Genomic DNA, 20,563 nt, shown 5'->3' on the forward strand with positions numbered 1-20,563 from the left:
GGGATCATGGGGCTTTCTTCCGGTTTTTGGACGAAACGGGGAGATTTATGATGGATATTATACCCCGAAGTCAGGCCAACTCATTGCCTTTGTTCAGGTTTTTACTTTTGCAGGGGCGACTAATTACAGGAATAGTCGTTTTTCGCATGAGCTTGTTAGTTCGAAAGATTACATATTAAATCCGAAGAATACCGGTTATAGAGGGGTTCATCTGGTATATAAGTATTACAATAAGCGGGTGCCTGAATATGACGGCTTGTTGATAGAGCTTCAGATAAGAACGCGCTTGCAGCATACTTGGGCTACTGCCGTAGAGACAATGGGACTGTTCTTGAATAAGGCTCTGAAGTCAAGTGAAGGGCCAGATGAATGGTTAGATTTTTTTGCATTAGCTGGATCTGCCTTCGCAATCCTTGAGAAGCAGAATGTAGCTCCAATACATGAAAAATATACTAGCGAAGAAGTGCTTGGATTGGTTGTTTCTGAAGCTGACCGACTTAATGTAGTCGAACAACTCGACCTTTTTAATATGACCGCAGACCAAATTTCGAATGATCACAGGTCTGGCGGATATCATATTGTATTGCTGGATTCAAAAGCGCGAGTTTCCTTTGTTGAAAGCTTTGGGCGACGGAAGCTTGCGGAAGCGAATAAGCGATATACTCAGATAGAGAAGGAGGTGAAGGACGATGATGATAAGCAAGTTGTCTTGGTCGCCGCAGGGTCAATCGATCAATTAAGGAAGGCGTACCCAAATTATTTTTTGGATACTCGTGAATTTATATCTAAGCTTAGTGAAATTAGAGAAATAGTTGAGTCGAAAGATAAAGATGAAAAATAGCTTGATTGCTGTTTTGGCGATTAGCGAAGTTAGAAAGCTGGTTTCTATATAATGTGTGAAAGTTGGGTTTCATGAATCTTACTGCGCAAACAATAAATATGCTACTGATTTTGCTTCCCGGCTTTATCGGTGTTCGTTTTCTTTCTAATCTTGCTGGGTTTTATTACGATAATCTTTGGCGGTATGTGATAGATGTAATTATATTTACTTTTTTTATATACGTTGTGCTTCAGGCGCTGGGGCTTTGGTCTCCTGTTGTTGTGGATCCTGAAAGTATAGATATAAATATAGCATCTCCAGTAAATATAGTTTCCGTCTTGGTATGCGCTTTTGTTTTGGCCGGAATTTGCAAAACCGGGACAGATTTATTTTCTGCAAACTCCGCTCAGTACCCTAATATCTCTTTACAGAATAGCAGACCAAGAAATGGTGCCGGGAACAGGAGTCGAACCTGCGACCTGAGCATTACGAATGCCCTGCTCTACCTACTGAGCTATCCCGGCGTGTTGCAGTATGTTGGCGACCCGAAGGGTAGGGCGCCATGGCAGTTGCCTATAAATTAACCGACTGGATAATACCACTTCAACCGTCCGCGTTATCTCTCTGGATGTACTTTCCGTGACGCCGTCACCGTTCCGCCACAGGCCCGTGGCATCATCGTCGTATGGTCGGCGGCCTACCCGGTCACTGTCTGCCCGTGTGGCGTTTTTTGGCTACACTGGCTCGGATTCCCATCACAATACGTCGTCCTGCTTTTATGGAAGAAAAACCGGGTGGTCTGGCCCTGGAAAATGTGGCCGTGGGTGCGCTGAGCGCGGTGTCGTTGTGCGTGGCTCCGGGTGAGGTGGTTTGCCTGTCGGGGCCCTCCGGCGCTGGCAAGAGCCGGTTGCTGCGCGCCGTGGCGGATGTGGAGGCGCACACCGGCGTCATCCGGTTGGCGGGTGAAGACCAGACGTCGATGCCGGCGCATCGTTGGCGACGCCGCGTCATGATGGTCCCAGCGGATAGCCAGTGGTGGTTCGATTCCGTCGGTGAGCATTTTCCGGGCGCCTTGCCCGGCGACGAGTTGGCCGCCCTGGGGTTCGGCCCGGACGTTGACGGGTGGTCGGTGAGTCGCCTTTCAACGGGGGAGCGCCAGCGTCTGGCGTTGTTGCGGGCGCTGGTGCTGAAACCCAACGTGTTGCTGCTGGATGAACCCACCAGCAACCTGGATGCGGAGCGCGTCCGGGCGACTGAGCGCTGGCTCCTCGAGCGGATTCGGGAGCGCCGGATCGCGGTGCTCTGGGTGGCGCACGATCCGGAGCAGATTCGTCGGGTGGCGGATCGTCACGTCCGGTTGGTTGGGGCCGGTGTGGAGGTCGTCCATGAACGTGATTGACCTGGCCTGGTGGAAGCTGGCGCTGGCGGCGATTCTGGTGCTGTTGTTGGCGGCGACGATTTATCTGGGGCGCCTGGGCATGACCCGCAGCCTGCTGATCGCGGCGGTGCGCACGGCGGTGCAGTTGTCGTTGATCGGCTTGGTGCTGGAGGCGTTGTTTGCGTCCGGCAGCCCAGTCTGGGTCCTGCTGATGGCGGTGGTCATGCTGCTGGTGGCCGGCCGCGAGGTGATGGCCCGCCAGAATCGCCGATTGCGCGGGGCCTGGGCGTTTGGGCTGGGCACCGGCGCGATGTTCATTTCGTCGTTTACGGTGACGGTTTTCCTGCTGGCGGTGGTGATCGGGCCCCGGCCCTGGTACGAGCCCCAATACGCCATTCCGTTGCTGGGGATGATTCTGGGTAACGCGATGACCGGCATAGCGTTGTGCTTGGATCGGTTGACGGAAACCGTCTGGCGCCAGCACGCGGTGATCGAGTCCCGGTTGATGCTGGGCCAGCCCTGGCGGGAAGCGGTGGGCGATATCCGCCGGGACGCCATGCGCAGCGGCATGATGCCGTCCATCAATGCCATGGCCGCCGCCGGCATTGTCAGCCTGCCGGGCATGATGACCGGCCAGATCCTGGCGGGCAGTCCGCCGGGCGTGGCCGTTAAGTACCAGATCATGGTGATGTTCGCGATCACGGTCGGTTCGGGATTCGGTTCGGTGATGGCGGTGGCCTGGGGCAGCCGTCGATTGTTTGACGAGCGTGAACGGCTGCGACTGGATCGCTTGACGGTGCCACGATGAAGACATGTCGACAGGGGTTGTCTGTTGGCACAGATTTGGTATGACTGATTAAAGCAGTGAAAACAGCCCGGCCCGACGCCGAGAAGGGAGTCCGTGTGTTGCCGGTCGTTGCGTTCCATAAGGGGGCGCCAGAGGCTGATTCATTATTCCGACCAGGGAGCAAGGTCACGATGAGCAACGCGGGTGCGCTTCGAACGAAGGTGAAGAACGTCGGTAAACGCATGGTTTTCCGGGCCAATCAGGTGCTGGGCAATTACCGGGACGTCGTGTGGATAGTGGGGGACGGGCGCAGCGGGACTACCTGGGTGTCCGATCTGGTCAATCACGATGGCCGGTTCCGGGAGATGTTCGAACCCCTGCATCCGCAACTGGTGAAGGCGGCGAGTTTTGTGCAGCCGCACCAATATTGCCGTCCCGGCGCCATGGATGACCGTTTACGCGAGCTGATGGACTCGATAGTCAGCGGTCGGCTCTGCGATTCACGGGTCGATTTCGGCAACAAGGCCTTGGTCTATGAAGGCCTGCTGGTGAAGGATATTTTCGCCAACCTGATGTGCTACGCGGCGTGTCAGGCGTTCCCGCAGGTGCGGCCGGTGCTGCTGATCCGCAATCCGTTTGCGGCGTCGAAGTACAAGAAACGGGACTGGTTCTGGGGCGATGAGCCAATGGACCTGCTGAACCAGCCGGCGTTGCGGGAAGACTTCCTGGCGCCGTTCGAGGATCTGATCCGACAGACCAGCGCCCGCGGCGATTTTATCCTCAACCAGGTTCTGATCTGGGCCATCGTCAACTACGTGCCCCTGCAGCAGTTTGCGCCGGAGGCTCTTCATGTCTGCTTCTACGAGCAGATCTATGCGGACCCCGAGGGCGAGATTTCCCGGCTGTTCCGTTTTATCCGCAACGGCGAGGATTGTCACGTCAAACTGGACGACGACCTGATCAGGCGCCCCAGCCGCGTGGTCAAGCAGGAGACCAGCTTCAAGGCCGGGTCGTCGCCGGTGACGTCCTGGAAGAACGAAATCGATCCCCAGCGGATTGACGATGGACTGCGTATCCTTGAAGCGTTTGGGTTCGACGGCCTGTACAACGACGCGTCCATGCCGGACGCTGGCGTTCTGACTCGACCGGCGGCGGTGGCCTGAAGCCGACCCGTCAGTGCGGCATCATGCGGACTTCGCTCGTTTCCGTCAGCGGCGTTTTGAGAGGATAGGGGATCGAAACATTCGGCCACAGCCTTTTATCCGATCTCGTGACCGATGATATTGGACGTGGGCAAGGGATAAAAACTGAGGTTGGAGCGGGGGAGGTTATTGCGGGGCAGGTAAAGCATCACTGCTCAACCTACCCCGTTTTTCTTCGCTTTCGCCGGCATGGTGACAGGCCCGGTGTGTGTGGAATCGTGGGCCTTGTGTGTCCCCGGAATCCAGTGGCTTATGCGGCACACTGCGATCTACCGGCTGGGGACGATGCTTCCGCTATCTTCACGAAAGGCTTTGTGGGCCGTCAGGCACCGTGTTCTATCAGTCAAACTTCCAGAACGGCTGGCTCAGACGGTACGTGGCCTGTTCGCGAGAATAGCCGACGTCTTTCAGCAGACGGTCGTCCATGCGGCTAACCATGAAAGCGAAGTCTCTTTTCTTTCTCCACTTGCTGTAAACACCCATGACTCTTTTCATCAGATTGTCTCCTTTTGGATCTCGTTTGGAGGATTGGTTAAGGATGACAATATGATAGGTCGCGAAGTTTTTTCTGGATATACCTAGAAACACTTATCTTCTTTTATTTTAGTAACTTGGGGGAGATTTGACGGTGTTGCGGAATTTTGAATTCTGGGTGATTCGGGCGAAAAAACGCAATTCGTAGAAACCCGAAGAGGTCGCTTTCCGGGATAGGGAAAAGCCACTACCCCCTCGGTTGTAGTGGCTTCGGTATGGCCGTTTTTCAGACCTGAAAACGGGCGATCTGACGCGTGAGGTTTTCCGCCAGGCGGGCCAGTTCGGTGCTGGAGGCGGAGACCTGCTGGGTGGCGCTGGCGGTCTGCTCGCCACCTTCTCGAATGTCCGTGACGTTGCGGTTGATGTCCTCGGCCACGGCCGCCTGTTGTTCCGCCGCGGTGGCGATCTGGTGGTTGTACTGACGGATTTCCTCCACCGACTGAACCACGTCGCGGATGGTTTCCCGGGTGGATTCGGCACGGGCCAGGGTTTGCCCGGCCAGCTCGGTGCCGCGCTCCATGCTGGTTTTCGAGGTGTCGGCGCTGGTGACCAGGTTGGTGATGAGCGTTTCGATCTCGGTGGCGGAGTCCTGGGTGCGCCGGGCCAGCGATCGCACCTCGTCGGCCACCACCGCAAACCCGCGGCCATGCTCGCCGGCCCGGGCGGCCTCGATGGCGGCGTTCAGGGCCAGCAGGTTGGTCTGTTCGGCCACGGCCTTGATGACGTCCAGGATGGTGGCGATGTTCTGGGTCTCGGACTGCAGGCCCAGCATTTCCTCCATGACGTTGTCGATCTGGGTCTTCAGGTCGGCGACGTTTTCCAGGGTCTCCCGGACGGCGTGGTCGCCGTGAGCCGATTTGTCGTTGGCGGTCTTGGCCGTCTCGAAGGCGGACTCGGCGCTGCGGGCCACTTCGCTGACGGTTGCGGCCATCTGGTTCATCGCGGTGGCCACCTGGTCGGTCTTGTCGCGCTGGTTTTCCACGGCGGCGCTGGTTTGCTGGGTGACGGTCGAAAGTTCTTCGGCTGCCGAGCCGATGCTGGTGGCGCCGCTATCGATTTCCCGGACCAGTTTGCGCAGACTGCGCGTCATGCGCCCGAACGCGTTGAGCAGCTGCCCGAACTCGTCGCCCCGGTCGCTGCTGGTGTCGACGGTCAGATCGCCTTCGGCCACGGCATCAGCGATGGCCAGGCTTTCGCGGATGGGGCGGGTGATGGAGCGGGTCATGGCCCAGCCCAGCAGTGACGCGACAACGGCGGCGACGATGGAGGTGACGATGATCGTGGTCAGGGCGCTTTTGTAGTCGGCCTCCATTCGCCCAAGCTGGATCTGGCGCAGTTCCATGGCGGTGGCAATGGCTTCGCCGGCGGTGTCGTTCAATTGGGATTCCACGGCACTGGCGTCGCTGCCAAAGGTGCCCAGTGCTTTGCGGTAATCCGCGAGCAGCGTCTCGTAGCGGGTGGCGTTGTCGATGATGAGTTCAATGCGGTCGTGATCGGCGGGTACGACCAGTTCAGCGCGAAGACCCTGGGCAATATCGGCGGCTTCCTGTGCGCTTTTCCCGGCCTCTTCGATGTACTGGGATTCGCGGCGCACCTGGAAACTGCGCTGATGGGTCCGGGCTTCCAGCAGGGCGGACTTGATGTCTCCCACACCGGCAACGATTCGAGAGCGATCGGCGTAGCTCTTCAGTGCCAGGGCGCCGGTCACGGAGATCACGATGGTCAGGGTAACGAGGATGAAAAAGCCGGCGACCAGTTTCTTGCCGACGGAAATGCGGTTCAGGGTTTGCGACAACATGGCTGAGATCCTCTCTGTACTGTTATCACGGTGGTCCTATCTTCATGTTGACTTGGCGGGAGAGGGTCCTTTTCCCGCCCGAAGAGTTGAGGCTGTATTCAATAGGTTAGCTGTTGAATCGCATGCATCAACTTTGCGCAGGGCTCGTAAATTCGGATTGTTGATCGGTGAGTGGGATTACTGGTCTACCGGTGTCTGGTTGTTGACCTGAAGCAGTGCCGGTGCATCGATCACTCCGGTACGGTATTTCTGGATCAGGTTGTGGTATCTCGGCGTTTGGCGGAATGTGTCCATGGCATCGCGGATGGCATCGGCCTGCATTATCAGCGGGGATTTGCGGGAGATGGCAATCCACGAGGCCTTGCCGTCCACCGTGTAGGGCGACACGCTGACATCGATGTCGAAATGTTCGACGGTATAGAGCCCGACCAGCTCCGGCGCAATCACCACGTCCACATGCCGTTGGGCCAGCATGCGCATCAGGTTTTCGTAGCGGGTTGCGGCAATCTTGACCAGGCTGTCGTCATTGTCGAAGCGCGGGAAATAGCTGCTGCCTCGCAAGACGCCGATGGTCTTGCCTTTCAGGTCGGCGTAGCGGGTGATCCGGTTTTCCGGGTCGCGAAAGAAGAACAGGCGTCGCTCGGCCGGAAAGGCCTGGACCACGAAATCCATGTAGTCGTCCCGCTCATCGGTCTTGAGCGGTCCCAGCATGAAGTCGGCCCGGCCATTCTCCATTAACCAGAGCACGCGTCGGAAAGGGGCTTCCTTATAGGTAATGTCCCAGTGCAGTTGCCGGCCGATCTCGTTGAAGATATCGATGTAGAGGCCACCGAATTGATTGCCATCGACGATCCGGTAGGGCGGCGCATTGTTCACGCCAACCACCACCCGTTGGGTGTCGGCGAGCGAGGGCAGGGCCAGCAGGAGCAGACTTGCCAGCAGGCATAAGCGCATGAGTCGGGCCTGGTGAACGCCGGGCCGTCCATGCCCGGAAAATGGAGGACGCCTCCAAGTATAGCGCTTCTGCACCTATCTCTTTGTCAGATCTTGTAAAGCGGCGTAAGGGATTGGACCTACGCCGCCCCGATGCCGGGTCGCGGGGCCGTATTATTGGCCCTGGCCGATTTCAGACCGGACCTTGGCCTGGGTGTCCAGCGATTCCTCGAGCATCTCCAGCTGCAGGGCGTTGATGCGCTTCTGCGCATCGAGGATGGCTGTCTTGTCCATCGGCTCGGCGGTGTAGGCCCGCATCATGTTGAAGCGCTCCTGACGAATCGACTGCATGCGCTCCCACTGGTGCGCCTGGAAGTCGCGCTGGATTTTGTGGAGGGCCGCCCGCTGGTCATCCGACAGGTTGCCCCATTCACGGTAACCGCGCCCCGAACCATACATCATGCCCGGGCCGCGCATGTCGTCGGGATCCTGCATCATGCCCGGCCCCCCCATCATGCCGCCACCTTCCATCATGCCGGGGCCCGACATCATGCCTGAGCCGCCCATCATGCCCGGACTGCCCATGCCCATCATGCCGCCGTAACCCCGGCCCGGCATATCATCGTCGTCGAAGCCGTGGCCGGCTGCGAGCCCGGAAAAGGTCAGTGCCGCAGACAGGCCGATAACCCGTAACAGGTTTTGCTTGGCAATAGTCACCGTGGGAATCTCCCTGACGAATTTGAAGGATCAATGAGCCGCAGCCCGATGGTCCCACTCTAGGCCGATGGATCGGCGCAGGCGTTGATTTCCGTCAAGGATGGTTCTGATGGGTGTTTACGGGTGCAGCCCGGCTGTTTCGTGAAGTCGCGAGGGGGTGAGCTGCTGTGAGGCCAGGGTGCCCGAGCCGACGCACAACGCCCCGCAGGCGGCGGCCAGTTTCAGGCAGTCGGCCAGGCTGGCGTCCCGGCTGTAGCCGTATAGGAACCCACTGAAGAAGGCGTCGCCCGCACCGTTGGTGTCCACCACCGTCTCCACATCGAACACCGGCTGTTCCAGCCATTGGCCGTTGCGATCGAGCAGGGTTGCTCCATCGCGACCGTGGGTGCAGACCACGAAGGATTTGCCCATCTCAATAAAGGATTCCATCACCGGGCGATAGTCCGGGAGCCGGTCGCTGGACAGGAAGAGGACATCCGCGGCCTCGATAAAGGCTTGGTGGTAGGGATCCTGGCCGTCGTAGTCGTGCAGATCGATCCAGACCGGTTTGCCGGCGGCCCTGGCCATCGCCAGGACGGGCCGGGCATAGGCAAGGATGTTGATGACCACGACGTCGCAGTGGTCCATGGCGACCCGCACGCCCTCCCAGTTCACTTCAGTCGGTTCCGGAGGCGGTTGCACGAAAAAGGACATGCGATCGCCGTGGCTGTCCATCAGGTTGACGTGCTGTTCGGTGGGTTCCGGCGTGATGGTGGTCAGCAGATGGATGTGATCGTGGGCAAGCTGCTCGCGAACGAACCGGGCTTCGTCATCCTCGCCCAACAGGGTGTGCAGCGTGACCGACTCGCCCAGCGCGGCCAGGTTAAGGGCCTTGCCGGCGCCGGTACTGCCCAGGGCCCGGTAGCTGGCTCGGGGCCAGATGGTCTGGGCCGTCGGCGACGGAAACTGGTCGAGATGAATGATGGTGTCGACGGACGTGCCGCCAACAATAAGCACGGACCGGGGCATGGCTGGGCTCCACTGCGTCGTTGGGGAAGGATTCAGTGTAGTGGAGCTGTCATGGTTCCGGCTCATCCTGGGAACTACGCCTGGATCAGGCCTGTGATGAGGTATACTGCTTAATCCGTGCCAGCGGTCGGGTTTTAACCGGGATTCAAACGAATGCGTAAAAGCATGACACGCCTAAAGTTTTCCCGGTTATATAGGGCTGCTCTATAGGTTGTTTTAGAATAATCAATTTAAATCGGTGGCGGCTTGCCGTTACCGTACTCGTTCCAGTCAATTTTCAAGGAGTCATTTCAAATGGGCATTGTTAACAGCGAAATCAAACCGTTCAACGCAACCGCCTTCAAACAGGGCGAATTCGTTGACATTTCCGAAGCGGACGTAAAAGGCAAGTGGGCGATTTTCTTCTTCTACCCGGCCGACTTCACCTTCGTGTGCCCGACCGAGCTGGGCGATGTGGCTGACAAGTACGACGAGCTGCAGAAGCTGGGCGTTGAAGTGTTCTCCGTGTCCACCGACACCCACTTCACTCACAAAGCATGGCACGATACTTCCGAGACCATCGGTAAGATCAACTACTATATGGTGGGCGACCAGACCGGCACCATCACCAACAACTTCGGTGTCATGCGTGAAGGCCAGGGCCTGGCAGACCGCGCCACGTTCCTGATCGATCCGGACGGCATCATCCAGGCGGTTGAGATCACTGCCGAAGGCATCGGCCGTGACGCCGACGATCTGCTGCGTAAGGTCAAGGCCGCTCAGTACGTTCGCAACCATCCGGGCGAAGTCTGCCCGGCCAAGTGGAAAGAAGGCGAAGAGACTCTGGCTCCGTCTCTGGACCTGGTCGGCAAGATCTAAGTTTCCCTTCACGGTGAAACGCTCAGAAAGGCCCGCTCTGCGGGCCTTTCTCATATCTGGATCGCACAAGAATCGGGTTTATATAGCAAATGGCTATTGCAGATTTAAGGTCAATTAATTTGAGCTCTTTTGGTCGCGACCGTATCTTGTAACCCAGATTCGAAACGGATTCTTCACGAATTCAGTCATTTAGTTTCACGATACTGCGAGGGAAACCCCATTATGTTGGATGCCAATCTGAAGGAACAATTGAAGTCTTACCTGGCCAACGTCCGGGAGCCGATTGAACTCGTTGCCACGCTGGATGACGGCGCCAAGTCCAGGGAGCTGCAGGAATTGCTGCAGGAGATCGACGCGCTGTCCGACAAGATCAGCCTGCGTGAAGACGGCGAGGCGGATGTCCGTCGCCCGTCCTTCGCCATTAACCGGGTTGGCACCGACATCGGCGTTCGCTTCGCGGGCATTCCTATGGGGCACGAGTTCACGTCGCTGGTTCTGGCTCTGCTGCAGGTGGGCGGACACCCGTCCAAGGCGTCCGAAGAGGTGATCGAGCAGATCCAGTCGCTGGATGGTGAATTCGAGTTCGAGACCTACTTCTCCCTGTCCTGCCAGAACTGTCCGGACGTGGTCCAGGCGCTGAACCTGATGAGCGTGCTGAACCCGAAGATCAAGCACACGGCCATCGACGGCGCGCTGTTCCAGGACGAAGTCGAGCAGCGTGAAGTCATGGCGGTTCCCAGCGTCTACCTTAACGGCGAATCCTGGGGCCAGGGCCGCATGACCCTGGAAGAAATTGTGGCTCGCCTGGACACCCGGTCCGACGAGAAAGAAGCCGAGAAGATCAACCAGAAGGGCGCCTTCGAGGTATTGGTCATCGGTGGTGGCCCGGCCGGTTCTGCCGCGGCGATCTATGCCGCGCGAAAGGGCATTGCCACCGGTATCGCGGCTGAGCGCTTCGGTGGTCAGGTCGCCGACACCATGGGTATCGAAAACCTGATTTCCGTGCCCTACACCGAAGGGCCCAAACTGGTGTCCGCGATGGAGCAGCACGTCAAGGAATACGACGTCGACATCATGAACATGCAGCGTGCGGAGAAACTGATCCCGGCTGCCCGGAAAGGTGGCCTGCACGAAGTGCGCCTCGCGAACGGCGGCTCTCTTAAAGCGCGCAGCATCGTGCTGTCCACCGGTGCCCGCTGGCGCCAGATGGGTGTCCCGGGAGAGGAAGAGTACCGCAACAAGGGCGTGGCGTACTGCCCGCACTGCGACGGCCCGCTGTTCAAGGGCAAGCGCGTGGCGGTAATCGGCGGGGGTAACTCCGGCGTGGAAGCGGCCATCGATCTGGCTGGTATTGTCGGCCACGTCACCCTGATCGAGTTTGCCGCTGAAATGCGTGCGGACGACGTGTTGCAGAAGAAGTTGCGCAGCCTGAAGAACGTGGAGGTCATTACGTCCGGCCAGACCACCGAAGTGACCGGTGAGGGTGGCAAGGTCAACGGCATCAATTACACCGACCGCATCACCGGTGAGAGCCACCACATTTCGCTGGAAGGTGTGTTTGTCCAGATCGGTCTGGTGCCGAACACCGAATGGCTCAAGGGCGACATCGAGCTGAGCCAGCACGGTGAGATCATCGTCAACGACCGGGCGGAGACGTCGATTCCGGGTGTCTTTGCCGCCGGCGATGCGACCACCGTGCCTTACAAGCAGATTGTGATTTCCATGGGTGAAGGTTCCAAGGCGGCCCTGAGCGCTTTCGACTTCCTCATCCGCAACTCGGCTCCTGATGATGAAGACGCCGCAGCCTGATCCGCGGCCACGGGCCGGGCGGCGTCACAGTCTCGCTGCCCGCGCCCCACAATAACCAACCCCGGCTGGCCGTCAGGTCGCCGGGGTTTTTTATTGGAGATGTTGTCATGGATATCGAGCAAACCGGCATGATCCTCAACACGGAGCGCTTCGACGACTGCGTCGCTTTTTACCGCGATCTCTTCGAACTGCCTCTGCAATTCGAGAAGCGGGAAGGCGACTTTCGCCTGGCCTGCCTGGAATTTGGGGGGAGTTACCTGATGATCGAGACGGGAGGCCGGGCGCAACCGGCAGGTAAGCCCATCGAGAGCGGCGCCGTTAAGCTGCGTTTCAATGTCTCTGACCTGGATGCGGCGCTGGCGACGGTGAGGGCGTATGGAATTGATGCGAGGATTGAGTCCCATCCCTGGGGCTCTACGATTAATCTGTTCGATCCGGATGGCAATCGCGTGGGCATCCGGGATGGAGGGCGGTTCGGGCAGGCTCAGTGATCCGAACGGATGGCTGAAACGGCGTCGACAACGCGATTCGCCGCGGAATTGATCGAATCCACCACGCTTTCGACGCGGCTAACCTGTTCCCGTCCTTCGGCAGCGACGTCGGAGACTTCCTCTATCCTTTCCAGCACCTCGCCTGTCAGGGCGACGTTCTTATGGATCACCCGGCCGATTTCGGACGTGGCTTCTCCCGTGCGTCGTGCCAGTTGCCGGACCTCATCGGCCACCACCGCAAAACCGCGACCCTGGTCACCGGCCCGGGCGGCTTCAATGGCGGCATTCAGCGCCAGCAGGTTGGTTTGTTCGGCGATGTCGGAAATGGTGCTGACAATCCGTTCGATGCTCTGGGACTGATTGTTCAGCTGTTCGATCACCTGCCGGGTTTCTTCAATACGATCCCGGATCCGCTCTGAAGTGGCCATCGACTGCTTCAGGGACGCGTGGGCCTCGGTAGCACTGCTGACCGTGTCCCGTGAGGTGGATTCGGCCAATTCGGCCGCCTCCGCTGTGCGGATGCCCTGGGTGACCCGGTCGGTGATATCACTGGCAAACTTGATGACCTTGCGGGTCTTGCCGTCCGCGTCAAAAACCGGATTGTAGGAGGCCTCCAGCCAGACGCTCTTGCCGTTGGCGGCAATGCGCTCGAACTGGCCCGAGCGGAAATGCCCTTTCTTCAGCTGCCCCCAGAAATCCGGTTCCTGCTCATAGAAGCTGTCGGGGCAGAAAATACGGTGGTGCTTTCCCCGGAGCTGGCTGAGGTTGTAACCCAGCGCTGCCAGGAAGTTGTCGTTGGCGGTCAGTATTTCGCCATCCGGCGTAAACTCGATCACGGCCATAGAGCGATTGATGGCTTCAAAGACGGCTTGCTGATCTGCGATATGTTCGTGCTGGTCGGAGACGTCACTGGCGATCTTGAGCACCCGCCTGACCTTGCCCTGCGGGTCCTTGATCGGAAAATAAGTGGCGTCCAGCCAGATCCGCTCGCCCTGTTTGGTGAGCCTGGGGAACTGGCCTCGATGGCTGTGCCCGGATTGGAGCTGGTGCCAGAAGTGCCGATAGTCAGCGCTTTGTGAATAGTGGCTGTCGCAGAACAGCCGGTGATGACGCCCCTCGATTTCGTCTGCGGTATAGCCAACGGTCTCGAGAAACAGCGGATTGGCGGAACGAATCGTACCATCCGGGTCAAACTGGATGACGGCGACGGAATCATCGATTGCGCTGAGTGTTGATGCCAGGTCCTGATGGTCCCGTTCCAGGCGCTCGATCGCCTGCTTGTACTTGCGTGACAGCATACTGTGAGTATTCCCCAAATAGGAATTGATCAAAAAATTAACAACTGATCATACGCTCGAGCCGGAGGTCTGGACGCCACTCAATTTTCAAACAATGCAAATCTTTGTAACCGACCGGGGTTGAAGCGAAGCCATAAGGTCGCCGATCATGTTTATCCGATCATCGAAGACAGGGAGAGAGAACATGCGCGTTCTGATTGCCGGTGCCAATGGGAAAATCGGTCAGCACCTGATCCGCAAGATGGCGAACAGCCCGCACGAGGCCCGCGCCCTGGTGCGCGATCCGGAACAGATCCCGCTGATGGAACAGCTCGGCGCGACCGAAGCGGTCGTGGGTGATCTTGAAGACGACTGCACCCTGGCGTTGCAGGGCTGCGATGCCGTGATCTTTACTGCGGGTTCGGGACCGAACACCGGCCCGGAAAAAACCGTTGATGTGGACCAGAATGCGGCGATTCGCCTGATCGATACCGCCAAGGCCGTCGGCGTGAAGCGTTTCATCATGGTCAGCAGCATGCGGGTGGATGAGCCCGAGAAGGGCCCTGAGAAACTGCAGCACTATCTCGCCGCCAAAAAGGCGGCGGACGACCATCTGCGCGACAGTGGCCTGAACTACACCATCGTTCGGCCGGGGCCGCTGACCCTGAGTGAGGGCTCCGGGCTGGTTGAGATCAGTCGCAAACTGGGCCGCTCAGGTGACATCTCCCGTGAGGATGTGGCATCCGTCCTGCTGGAAGTCCTGTCGGCGGGTAACACCGGCAACCTGACTTTCGACGTGCTGTCCGGCGACCTGGCCATCTCCGATGCCATGGCTCGTGTCTGACACTGAATTCCAACGCTTTCCAAACCAAGGAACCTGATTGATGTCCCAAGCCCGAGACGTCCGAGTCGGCCTGATCGGCTACGGTCTGGCCGGCTCCGTCTTCCATGCGCCGTTGATTGATGCGGCCGAGGGAATGCAGCTGGCTGCCATCGTGACCTCCAATCCGGAGCGCGCCGCCGAAGCGCAGACGACGTATCCCGAAGCCACACTCTACGCGACGCCGGCTCAGCTCTGGCAAGCCGCGGAGACCCTGGATCTGGTGGTGGTGGCATCCCCGAATCGCACCCACAAACCGCTGGCCATGGCAGCCTTGCACGCGGGTCTGGGGGTGGTGGTGGACAAGCCGCTGGCCGCATCGGCCGAGGATGCCCGTGAATTGATTGAGGAGGCGGAGCGCCTGGGCCTGTTCCTGACGGTGTTCCAGAATCGCCGTTGGGACGGCGATTTCCTCACCCTTCAGCGGTTGCGGGACGACGGCGAACTGGGCGAGATCCGGCGCTTCGAATCCCGCTTTGAACGCTGGCGGCCGGAACCCAAGGGCGGCTGGCGTCAGTCCGGTGCGCCCGGTGAAGCCGGCGGCGTGCTCTACGATCTTGGGGCGCACCTGATCGACCAGGCGCTGATGCTGTTCGGTCCGGTGCGCTCGGTCTACGCGGAGCTGGAACACCGCTACCCGGATGCCGAAGTGGACGACGACACCTTCGTCGCACTGACCCATGAGAACGGCATGCGCTCGCACCTGTGGATGAGCAGCGTGGCGCCGGAGTGTGCCGTGCGTTTCCGCGTTCTCGGCAGCCGGGCCGCCTATTGCAGCGTCGGCCTGGACGGTCAGGAAAACGCCCTCAAGGCCGGTGCGCGTCCGGATCAGCCCGATTGGCGCGACGTGGTTGAGGATGGCCAGGCCCGCCTGGTGGCCGGCAGCGAGGAAAAGCCCCTCGACAACGATCCGGGTCAGTACCTCCGCTTCTATGAACTCGTGGGTCAGCGTTTCTTGGCAGGCGAGGCGCCGCCGGTGGATCCGCGTGAGGCGCTGGCCGGACTGGAAATCATCGCCGCCGCCCAGCACGCGTCTGCCGAAGGTGGGGTGGTGGAACTGGCTCACGACTGAATGCGAGGTGCCCGATGGCCATAGCCCTGAAACGCGCCTACGACCCGATTGAGCCGGACGATGGCGAACGGATTCTGGTGGATCGGCTGTGGCCCAGGGGCATCAGCAAAGAGCGCCTGCAGGTGCAGGAATGGCTCAAGGACAGCGCGCCATCCAATGCACTGCGCAAGGCCTATCACGCCGGCGACATGGACTGGTCCGCGTTCCGGCGGGCCTACCTGGCCGAACTCAAAGCCCACCGGGAAACCCTGCGCCCGTTAGCCCAGCGGGCCCGGCATCACCCGATGACCCTTGTCTACAGCGCCGCCAATCCCGACCACAATAATGCGGTCGTCCTGCGTCAGTATCTGGGCATGCTCGGCAAATAGGGCGACGGCTCCGGTGCGTGCCAGGACCATGGCATGGCCGTTTCCAGATGGATGACCTCGCGGATCGCCAACTGCACGAGTCGCTGGGCTCCCGGAAACCGCTCATCGTTAACCGGCGCCCAATCGACGTGGGCTTCGGTGGCCACAAAGAGCTGATCGCCGGTTTCGAAATCGGGGAAGACCAGCCCGGCCCGGGGATTCAGCAGCAGGTTGCCCAGTGTATTGAAGAAAAAGTTGCCCACGTAGTCCGGCAGGATCAGGCGCTGGCCGTTATCCGCCACGTGAACGAAGCCGGGCGGCCCACCGCGATGGGACACATCCACGCCCTGATTCGCGGCCTGGGGGCCGGCAGAGGCCGGATGGGCCGAGGCGATAAACAGCGTATCGGCCCGACGAACGATGGCTGCAGTCGTCTCATCCAGAGCGGAAGCCTGACGGCGATGCGGCGCACTCAGGCTGGACGGTCGCGGCGATGCCGGATCAGGCCTTCGTGCCTGGATGTATTTCGGGCAGTTCCCGAAGCTCTGCTCGATGATCACGCTGAAGCCCTTGTCGTCCAACGTTGAGAGGCGTCCGTTGGCCCGGTTGCGCCGGCGGGTTTCCAGCTCAATGCCGAGCAGGCCGACGGGGGCGTCGGTGATCAGGCCATTAGCGAGCGGGTCGCCGCTTGGTGGTCGGGCATTGACGCGCAAGTGGCGAGCGTCTGGCGAGGTGATGAATCCCGGGCCGCCGAACAGCAGGCTGGCCCAGGGCTGGCCGCGATCATCCAGCGTACCGGCGACCAGATAGGGCAGGCGGGTAAACAGCTCACGGTGTTGATCCGGCATGAAATCCCGGAAAACCCGCTGACCGATGGGCGCCATCTTGTCGCGCACGCCGACCCGCTCCTGGGCCGTTTGCTCCCCGTAATGAAAAGCGGATGGGGTGACATCGGACATGACGCGCCTCCTTTTATCCTGAAACGGCCGCTTGCAGGCCGACCGCCGTGCGCGGCATGGGAATGAAACCGGGTAACGCCTCGATCCGCCCAAGCCAGGCCCGGATATGCGGGTAAGGTTCCAGTGAAATCCCGCCTTCCGGCGCATGGGCGGTGTAGCTGTAAAGGGCCACATCGGCCAGGGTTGGGCGGTCTCCTGCCAGCCACTCACTTTCGGTTAGCTCGCTCTCCATGAGGGTGAACAACCGATTGGCGATGGCAGCACACTGATCGAGATCCACCTTTCGACCAAAAACGTTGCTGATCCGGGCGATCGCGGGCCCATTGACCAACTGGCCGGCGGCCACGGACAGCCAGCGTTGCACCCGGGCAGCTGCTTCCGGCGCTTCCGGCAGCCAGCCTTCGGTGTCGTAGCGCTTGGCCAGGTAAACCAGGATGGCGTTGGAATCCGGCAGTACGACGCTGCCATCCTCAATCACCGGAACCTGGGCAAAGGGATTGAGTGCCAGGAACGGCTCGGCCTTCTGCTCGCCCTTCAGCAGGTCTACTTCGACGGTGTCATAGGGCAGGTCCAGCAGGTTAAGGAACAGGGCGACCCGGTGGCAGTGTCCGGACAGCGGATGTTGATGGAAACGTATGGGCTGGTCGGGGGCAGGCATGATGGGCTCCTTTTGCGAATGGGTGACAAAGCACGCTCAGTATTGGTTTTTCGTGAAGCGCAATAAATGCCGGTAAGTTGATTTAACTACTCCGGGAAATGGAATAATCTGCGCTTATGGACAAGCTCAAAGCCATGCACACCTTTGTGGAAATCGCCCGGGCAGGCAGCCTCACCGGAGCGGCCCGCCGTCTGGGCAGCTCGCTGCCGTCGGTGGTTCGGCGGCTGGCGGAGCTGGAGGGTGAGCTGGGCGTGCGACTGTTCAATCGCACCACCCGGAAGATTTCGCTGACACGCGAGGGTGGGCACTACCTCGAGCATTGCCAGGCCATCCTGTCCAGCATCGACGAGGCGGAGTCGTCGCTGGCCGCGGAACAGGCGACGCCCAGCGGGCAGTTGCGGGTCACGGCTCCGGTTCTGTTTGGCCAGTATTACGTGGCGCCGGCTGTGACCGGCTTTTTGCAGCGCTACGATCAGGTGCGATGCCAGTTGTCACTGAATGATCGCAACATCGATCTGCTGGAAGATCAGGTGGATGTGGGGGTGCGCATCGGTCATTTGCCCGACTCGACGCTGATCGCCCATCGCGTTGGTGAGGTTCGACGCGTGGTGGTGGCCGCGCCCGCCTTTCTGGAGATGCAGGGCATCCCGTCGCATCCGCGGGATCTGCTGCGGGGCAATGCGGTTCATGTGCTCAGCCGCTGGACGCCCTGGACTTTCCGCGAAGGCGAGCACGTTTTCACGGTGCCTGTGACGGGCAATTTCGACTGCAACCAGATTGCCCCGGCCATCGAGGCCTGCCTGTCGGGACTCGGCTTTGGCATGTTCCTGTCCTATCAGGTGGCCCATCACGTTCGGGAGGGGCGCCTGCGCATTCTCCTGACTGATTTTGAGCAGCCGCCGAGACCCGTCAGTGTGGTGTATCCCCATGCCCGGCGCCTGCCGGTGCGCACCCGTCTGTTCGTCGACTGGATCCGCGAGGCCCTGACGTCCGCCGGCCTGGATCATCGGGAGCTTGGCCGGTCTCAGGCGCCCTGATACCGCTCCACCAGGAAATCGATGAACACCCGTGCCTTGGTCGACAGGTGCCGCGTTGGCAGGTACAGGGCGTAGACATCGGTCTCGGGGGAGGTGTAGTCCGTCAGGACCGGTTCGAGTGCTCCGGTCCGGATATACCGGTCGACGGTGAAGGACGTCAGCATCAGCACGCCCACTCCGCCCAGGGCCGCAGCCACCATCGCCTGGGTGTTGTTGACCCGGAAATTGCCGTTGACAGAAATGGTCTCCAGCCCGCCCGGTCCGTTGAAGTACCAGCGGTTAAAGTTGGGGTTGGGGCTGTAGATGATGCAGTTGTGGTGGGTCAGGTCGCTGGGCACGACTGGCTTGCCGTGCCGCGCCCAGTATTCGGGCGAAGCGCAGGCGGTGCGGCGGGACGCGGTCAGGTGACGGGCGGCCAGGTTGGCTGGCGGTTGGCTGGTCAGCCGGATGGCCAGGTCGAAGCCCTCGGCGGCCAGGTCGGCCTGGCGGTCGCTCATCTCCATCTCCACTTCGATTTCCGGATAGCGCGCCAGGAACCCGGGCAGGGCATCCGCCAGTTGATAGGTGCCGAAATTGATCGGTGCGGTGACCCGCAGTAAGCCGCGTGGCGCCGCGTTCAGGTGGGCCACCGCGTCACCGGCCTCGCGGGCTTCCGAAACGATCCGGGCGCAATGCCGGTAGAACACCGAGCCGGCCTCGGTCAGGCTCAGTTTGCGGGTGGTGCGATGCAGCAGGCGGGCAGCCAGCTCTTTCTCCAGCGCCGAGACCCGCTTGCTGACCACCGGGGTGGACAGGCCCAGCCAATCCGCCGCGGCGGAAAAGCTGCCCTGTTCCACAACCGCGGCGAACACCGCCATGTTTTCCAGGCTGTGCATCGACATGTCATTAGGCTCTTTTTAGAAATAATGGTTTTCTATTTAGCCCGATTATCTTTAATCACGAAAGGGTTATCGTGCTTCTTCGCGGTTCACGGTGGCCACTGAGTCGGTGGCCACAGATTCAAAGGGGGAGCACTGATGCAACGATCAATCCTGGCTGTCGGCCTATTGCTGACCGCCGCCATGTCCTGGGGCGGCATGTTCCCGGTGGCCAAACCGGCGCTGGCCGTCATGGATCCTTTCTATATGACGCTGATCCGCTACGCGAGCGTCGCGGTGATCCTGCTGTTGATCGTCGGGCTGGTTGAGGGCCCCCGGTCCTGGCGTACGGAAGGGCATCTGCTCAAGCTGTTCCTGTTGGGATCGCTGGGCTTTGCCGGCTTCAACCTGCTGGCGTTTACCGGACTTGAGCATGCCGAGCCGGAGCACGGTGCGGTGATCATGGCGCTGATGCCGATGATTACGGTGTTGCTTTCCTGGGGCCTGAAGGGCGAGCGCCCGGCGCCGTTTACCCTTGCCATGGTCGTGCTGGCCTTTAGCGGCGTGTTCCTCGTGATCACCGGTGGCGATCCGTCCAAGGCGTTCGGCGGCGGCGAAGCCCAGTGGGATCTCTTGTTCCTGGCCGGTGCCACCTGTTGGGTGAGCTACACGATGGGGGGCGGTCTGTTTCCGCAGTGGTCACCGGTGCGTTATACCGCGCTGACCTGCGCCCTGGGCTCGATCACGCTGGCGGCCATCGCACTGGGGTTGACGGAAGCGGGTTCCATCCAGGTACCGACCTGGAGCGAGGTGGTCGACCTGCACACCACTTTCGCCTATCTGATCGTTATGGGTGGCCTGGTGGCGGTGCTGAGCTGGAACACGGGGATCCGCATGGTGGGACCGGTCAACGGGGTGCTGTTTATCAATTTCGTCCCGGTCACGGCGTTTACCATCGGGATCGCGCAGGGCAAGGCGTTCGGCCTACATGAAGTGCTGGGCGCGGCCCTGGTGATCAGTGCGCTGATCGCGAACAACCTCTTCCTGCGCTGGCGGTCGCGGATGGCGGCCCGGCAAATGCCGGCAATGGCTGGAGCCTGCAACGGGAATTAATCACGGCTTGCCGAGACGAAAACGCCCC

21 protein-coding genes and 1 tRNA gene are annotated in these 20,563 nt (G+C 60.1%); 12 read left to right on the top strand and 10 right to left on the bottom strand.

Annotation, left to right across the window (positions count from 1 at the left end):
- On the top strand, window positions 1–841 hold an 841-nt coding region (locus J3364_RS03575), incomplete at its 5' end, for a RelA/SpoT domain-containing protein (RefSeq protein ID WP_349556809.1).
- Window positions 842–1,268: 427 nt separating this feature from the next.
- On the opposite strand, the gene J3364_RS03580 is transcribed toward J3364_RS03575, so the two are convergent.
- Window positions 1,269–1,344 (bottom strand) — tRNA-Thr (locus J3364_RS03580).
- Window positions 1,345–1,598: 254 nt separating this feature from the next.
- Here J3364_RS03580 and J3364_RS03585 point away from each other — a divergent pair.
- The 3 genes from J3364_RS03585 (at window position 1,599) to J3364_RS03595 (ending at window position 4,148) form a co-directional block, all read left to right on the top strand.
- Window positions 1,599–2,219 (top strand): ABC transporter ATP-binding protein, encoded by a 621-nt coding sequence (locus J3364_RS03585; protein WP_349556811.1) that lies wholly within the window; start codon window positions 1,599–1,601, stop codon window positions 2,217–2,219.
- Complete coding sequence (locus J3364_RS03590; protein WP_349556812.1) at window positions 2,206–3,006, top strand: ABC transporter permease; 801 nt, start codon at window positions 2,206–2,208, stop codon at window positions 3,004–3,006. The genes J3364_RS03585 and J3364_RS03590 overlap by 14 nt, the downstream gene beginning before the upstream one ends.
- A gap of 170 nt (window positions 3,007–3,176) precedes the next feature.
- Entirely contained in the window at window positions 3,177–4,148 is a 972-nt protein-coding gene (locus J3364_RS03595) for a sulfotransferase family protein (RefSeq protein WP_349556814.1), read from the top strand.
- 378 nt (window positions 4,149–4,526) lie between these two features.
- Here the strand turns inward: J3364_RS03595 and J3364_RS03600 are convergent, their stop codons facing one another.
- The 5 genes from J3364_RS03600 to J3364_RS03620 form a co-directional block, all read right to left on the bottom strand.
- Window positions 4,527–4,682, bottom strand: a complete 156-nt coding sequence (locus tag J3364_RS03600) for a DUF1127 domain-containing protein (protein WP_349556816.1) — start codon at window positions 4,680–4,682, stop codon at window positions 4,527–4,529.
- Window positions 4,683–4,947: 265 nt separating this feature from the next.
- Window positions 4,948–6,519, bottom strand: a complete 1,572-nt coding sequence (locus J3364_RS03605) for a methyl-accepting chemotaxis protein (RefSeq protein ID WP_349556818.1) — start codon at window positions 6,517–6,519, stop codon at window positions 4,948–4,950.
- A 177-nt stretch (window positions 6,520–6,696) separates the two neighbouring features.
- Window positions 6,697–7,473: a substrate-binding periplasmic protein gene (locus J3364_RS03610; RefSeq protein ID WP_349556820.1), complete on the bottom strand. Its 777-nt coding sequence runs from the start codon at window positions 7,471–7,473 to the stop codon at window positions 6,697–6,699.
- Window positions 7,474–7,626: 153 nt separating this feature from the next.
- Window positions 7,627–8,169: a Spy/CpxP family protein refolding chaperone gene (locus J3364_RS03615; RefSeq protein ID WP_349556822.1), complete on the bottom strand. Its 543-nt coding sequence runs from the start codon at window positions 8,167–8,169 to the stop codon at window positions 7,627–7,629.
- Between the two features lie 117 nt (window positions 8,170–8,286).
- Window positions 8,287–9,177, bottom strand: coding sequence for a carbohydrate kinase family protein (locus J3364_RS03620; RefSeq protein ID WP_349556824.1), 891 nt, complete (start codon window positions 9,175–9,177; stop codon window positions 8,287–8,289).
- Between the two features lie 294 nt (window positions 9,178–9,471).
- Between J3364_RS03620 and ahpC the strand changes: the two genes are divergently transcribed.
- The 3 genes from ahpC (at window position 9,472) to J3364_RS03635 (ending at window position 12,335) form a co-directional block, all read left to right on the top strand.
- A complete protein-coding gene (gene ahpC / locus J3364_RS03625; RefSeq protein ID WP_349556826.1) occupies window positions 9,472–10,035 on the top strand; it encodes an alkyl hydroperoxide reductase subunit C in 564 nt (187 codons plus the stop codon).
- Window positions 10,036–10,257: 222 nt separating this feature from the next.
- Window positions 10,258–11,844 (top strand): alkyl hydroperoxide reductase subunit F, encoded by a 1,587-nt coding sequence (ahpF, locus tag J3364_RS03630; RefSeq protein ID WP_349556828.1) that lies wholly within the window; start codon window positions 10,258–10,260, stop codon window positions 11,842–11,844.
- Window positions 11,845–11,951: 107 nt separating this feature from the next.
- Window positions 11,952–12,335, top strand: a complete 384-nt coding sequence (locus tag J3364_RS03635) for a VOC family protein (RefSeq protein WP_349556830.1) — start codon at window positions 11,952–11,954, stop codon at window positions 12,333–12,335.
- On the opposite strand, the gene J3364_RS03640 is transcribed toward J3364_RS03635, so the two are convergent.
- A complete protein-coding gene (locus J3364_RS03640; protein ID WP_349556832.1) occupies window positions 12,329–13,633 on the bottom strand; it encodes a methyl-accepting chemotaxis protein in 1,305 nt (434 codons plus the stop codon). The two genes, J3364_RS03635 and J3364_RS03640, sit on opposite strands and share 7 nt — an antisense overlap.
- Window positions 13,634–13,817: 184 nt before the next feature.
- Between J3364_RS03640 and J3364_RS03645 the strand changes: the two genes are divergently transcribed.
- Genes J3364_RS03645 through J3364_RS03655 form a run of 3 tightly spaced genes read left to right on the top strand, consistent with a single transcriptional unit; the run spans window position 13,818 to window position 15,932 of the window.
- Window positions 13,818–14,456, top strand: coding sequence for an SDR family oxidoreductase (locus J3364_RS03645; protein WP_349556834.1), 639 nt, complete (start codon window positions 13,818–13,820; stop codon window positions 14,454–14,456).
- Window positions 14,457–14,496: 40 nt separating this feature from the next.
- On the top strand, window positions 14,497–15,564 hold the full coding sequence (locus J3364_RS03650; protein WP_349556836.1) for a Gfo/Idh/MocA family protein: 1,068 nt from the start codon (window positions 14,497–14,499) through the stop codon (window positions 15,562–15,564).
- Window positions 15,565–15,578: 14 nt separating this feature from the next.
- Complete coding sequence (locus J3364_RS03655; RefSeq protein WP_349556837.1) at window positions 15,579–15,932, top strand: DUF488 domain-containing protein; 354 nt, start codon at window positions 15,579–15,581, stop codon at window positions 15,930–15,932.
- Here J3364_RS03655 and J3364_RS03660 read toward each other — a convergent pair.
- Window positions 15,905–16,870, bottom strand: coding sequence for a pyridoxamine 5'-phosphate oxidase family protein (locus J3364_RS03660; protein ID WP_349556838.1), 966 nt, complete (start codon window positions 16,868–16,870; stop codon window positions 15,905–15,907). The genes J3364_RS03655 and J3364_RS03660 overlap by 28 nt on opposite strands.
- A 13-nt stretch (window positions 16,871–16,883) precedes the next feature.
- Window positions 16,884–17,528: a glutathione S-transferase family protein gene (locus tag J3364_RS03665; protein WP_349556840.1), complete on the bottom strand. Its 645-nt coding sequence runs from the start codon at window positions 17,526–17,528 to the stop codon at window positions 16,884–16,886.
- A 116-nt stretch (window positions 17,529–17,644) separates the two neighbouring features.
- Here J3364_RS03665 and J3364_RS03670 point away from each other — a divergent pair, with 116 nt between their 5' ends.
- Complete coding sequence (locus tag J3364_RS03670; RefSeq protein WP_349556841.1) at window positions 17,645–18,565, top strand: LysR family transcriptional regulator; 921 nt, start codon at window positions 17,645–17,647, stop codon at window positions 18,563–18,565.
- On the opposite strand, the gene J3364_RS03675 is transcribed toward J3364_RS03670, so the two are convergent.
- Window positions 18,553–19,446: a LysR family transcriptional regulator gene (locus J3364_RS03675; protein ID WP_349556843.1), complete on the bottom strand. Its 894-nt coding sequence runs from the start codon at window positions 19,444–19,446 to the stop codon at window positions 18,553–18,555. The two genes, J3364_RS03670 and J3364_RS03675, sit on opposite strands and share 13 nt — an antisense overlap.
- Before the next feature lie 135 nt (window positions 19,447–19,581).
- Here J3364_RS03675 and J3364_RS03680 point away from each other — a divergent pair, with 135 nt between their 5' ends.
- Window positions 19,582–20,535: a DMT family transporter gene (locus tag J3364_RS03680; RefSeq protein WP_349556845.1), complete on the top strand. Its 954-nt coding sequence runs from the start codon at window positions 19,582–19,584 to the stop codon at window positions 20,533–20,535.
- The last annotated feature ends 28 nt before the right edge of the window (window positions 20,536–20,563 follow it).

The organism is Marinobacter sp. NFXS9, assembly GCF_040148665.1.
In the GTDB taxonomy this organism is placed as follows: domain Bacteria; phylum Pseudomonadota; class Gammaproteobacteria; order Pseudomonadales; family Oleiphilaceae; genus Marinobacter_A; species Marinobacter_A mangrovi.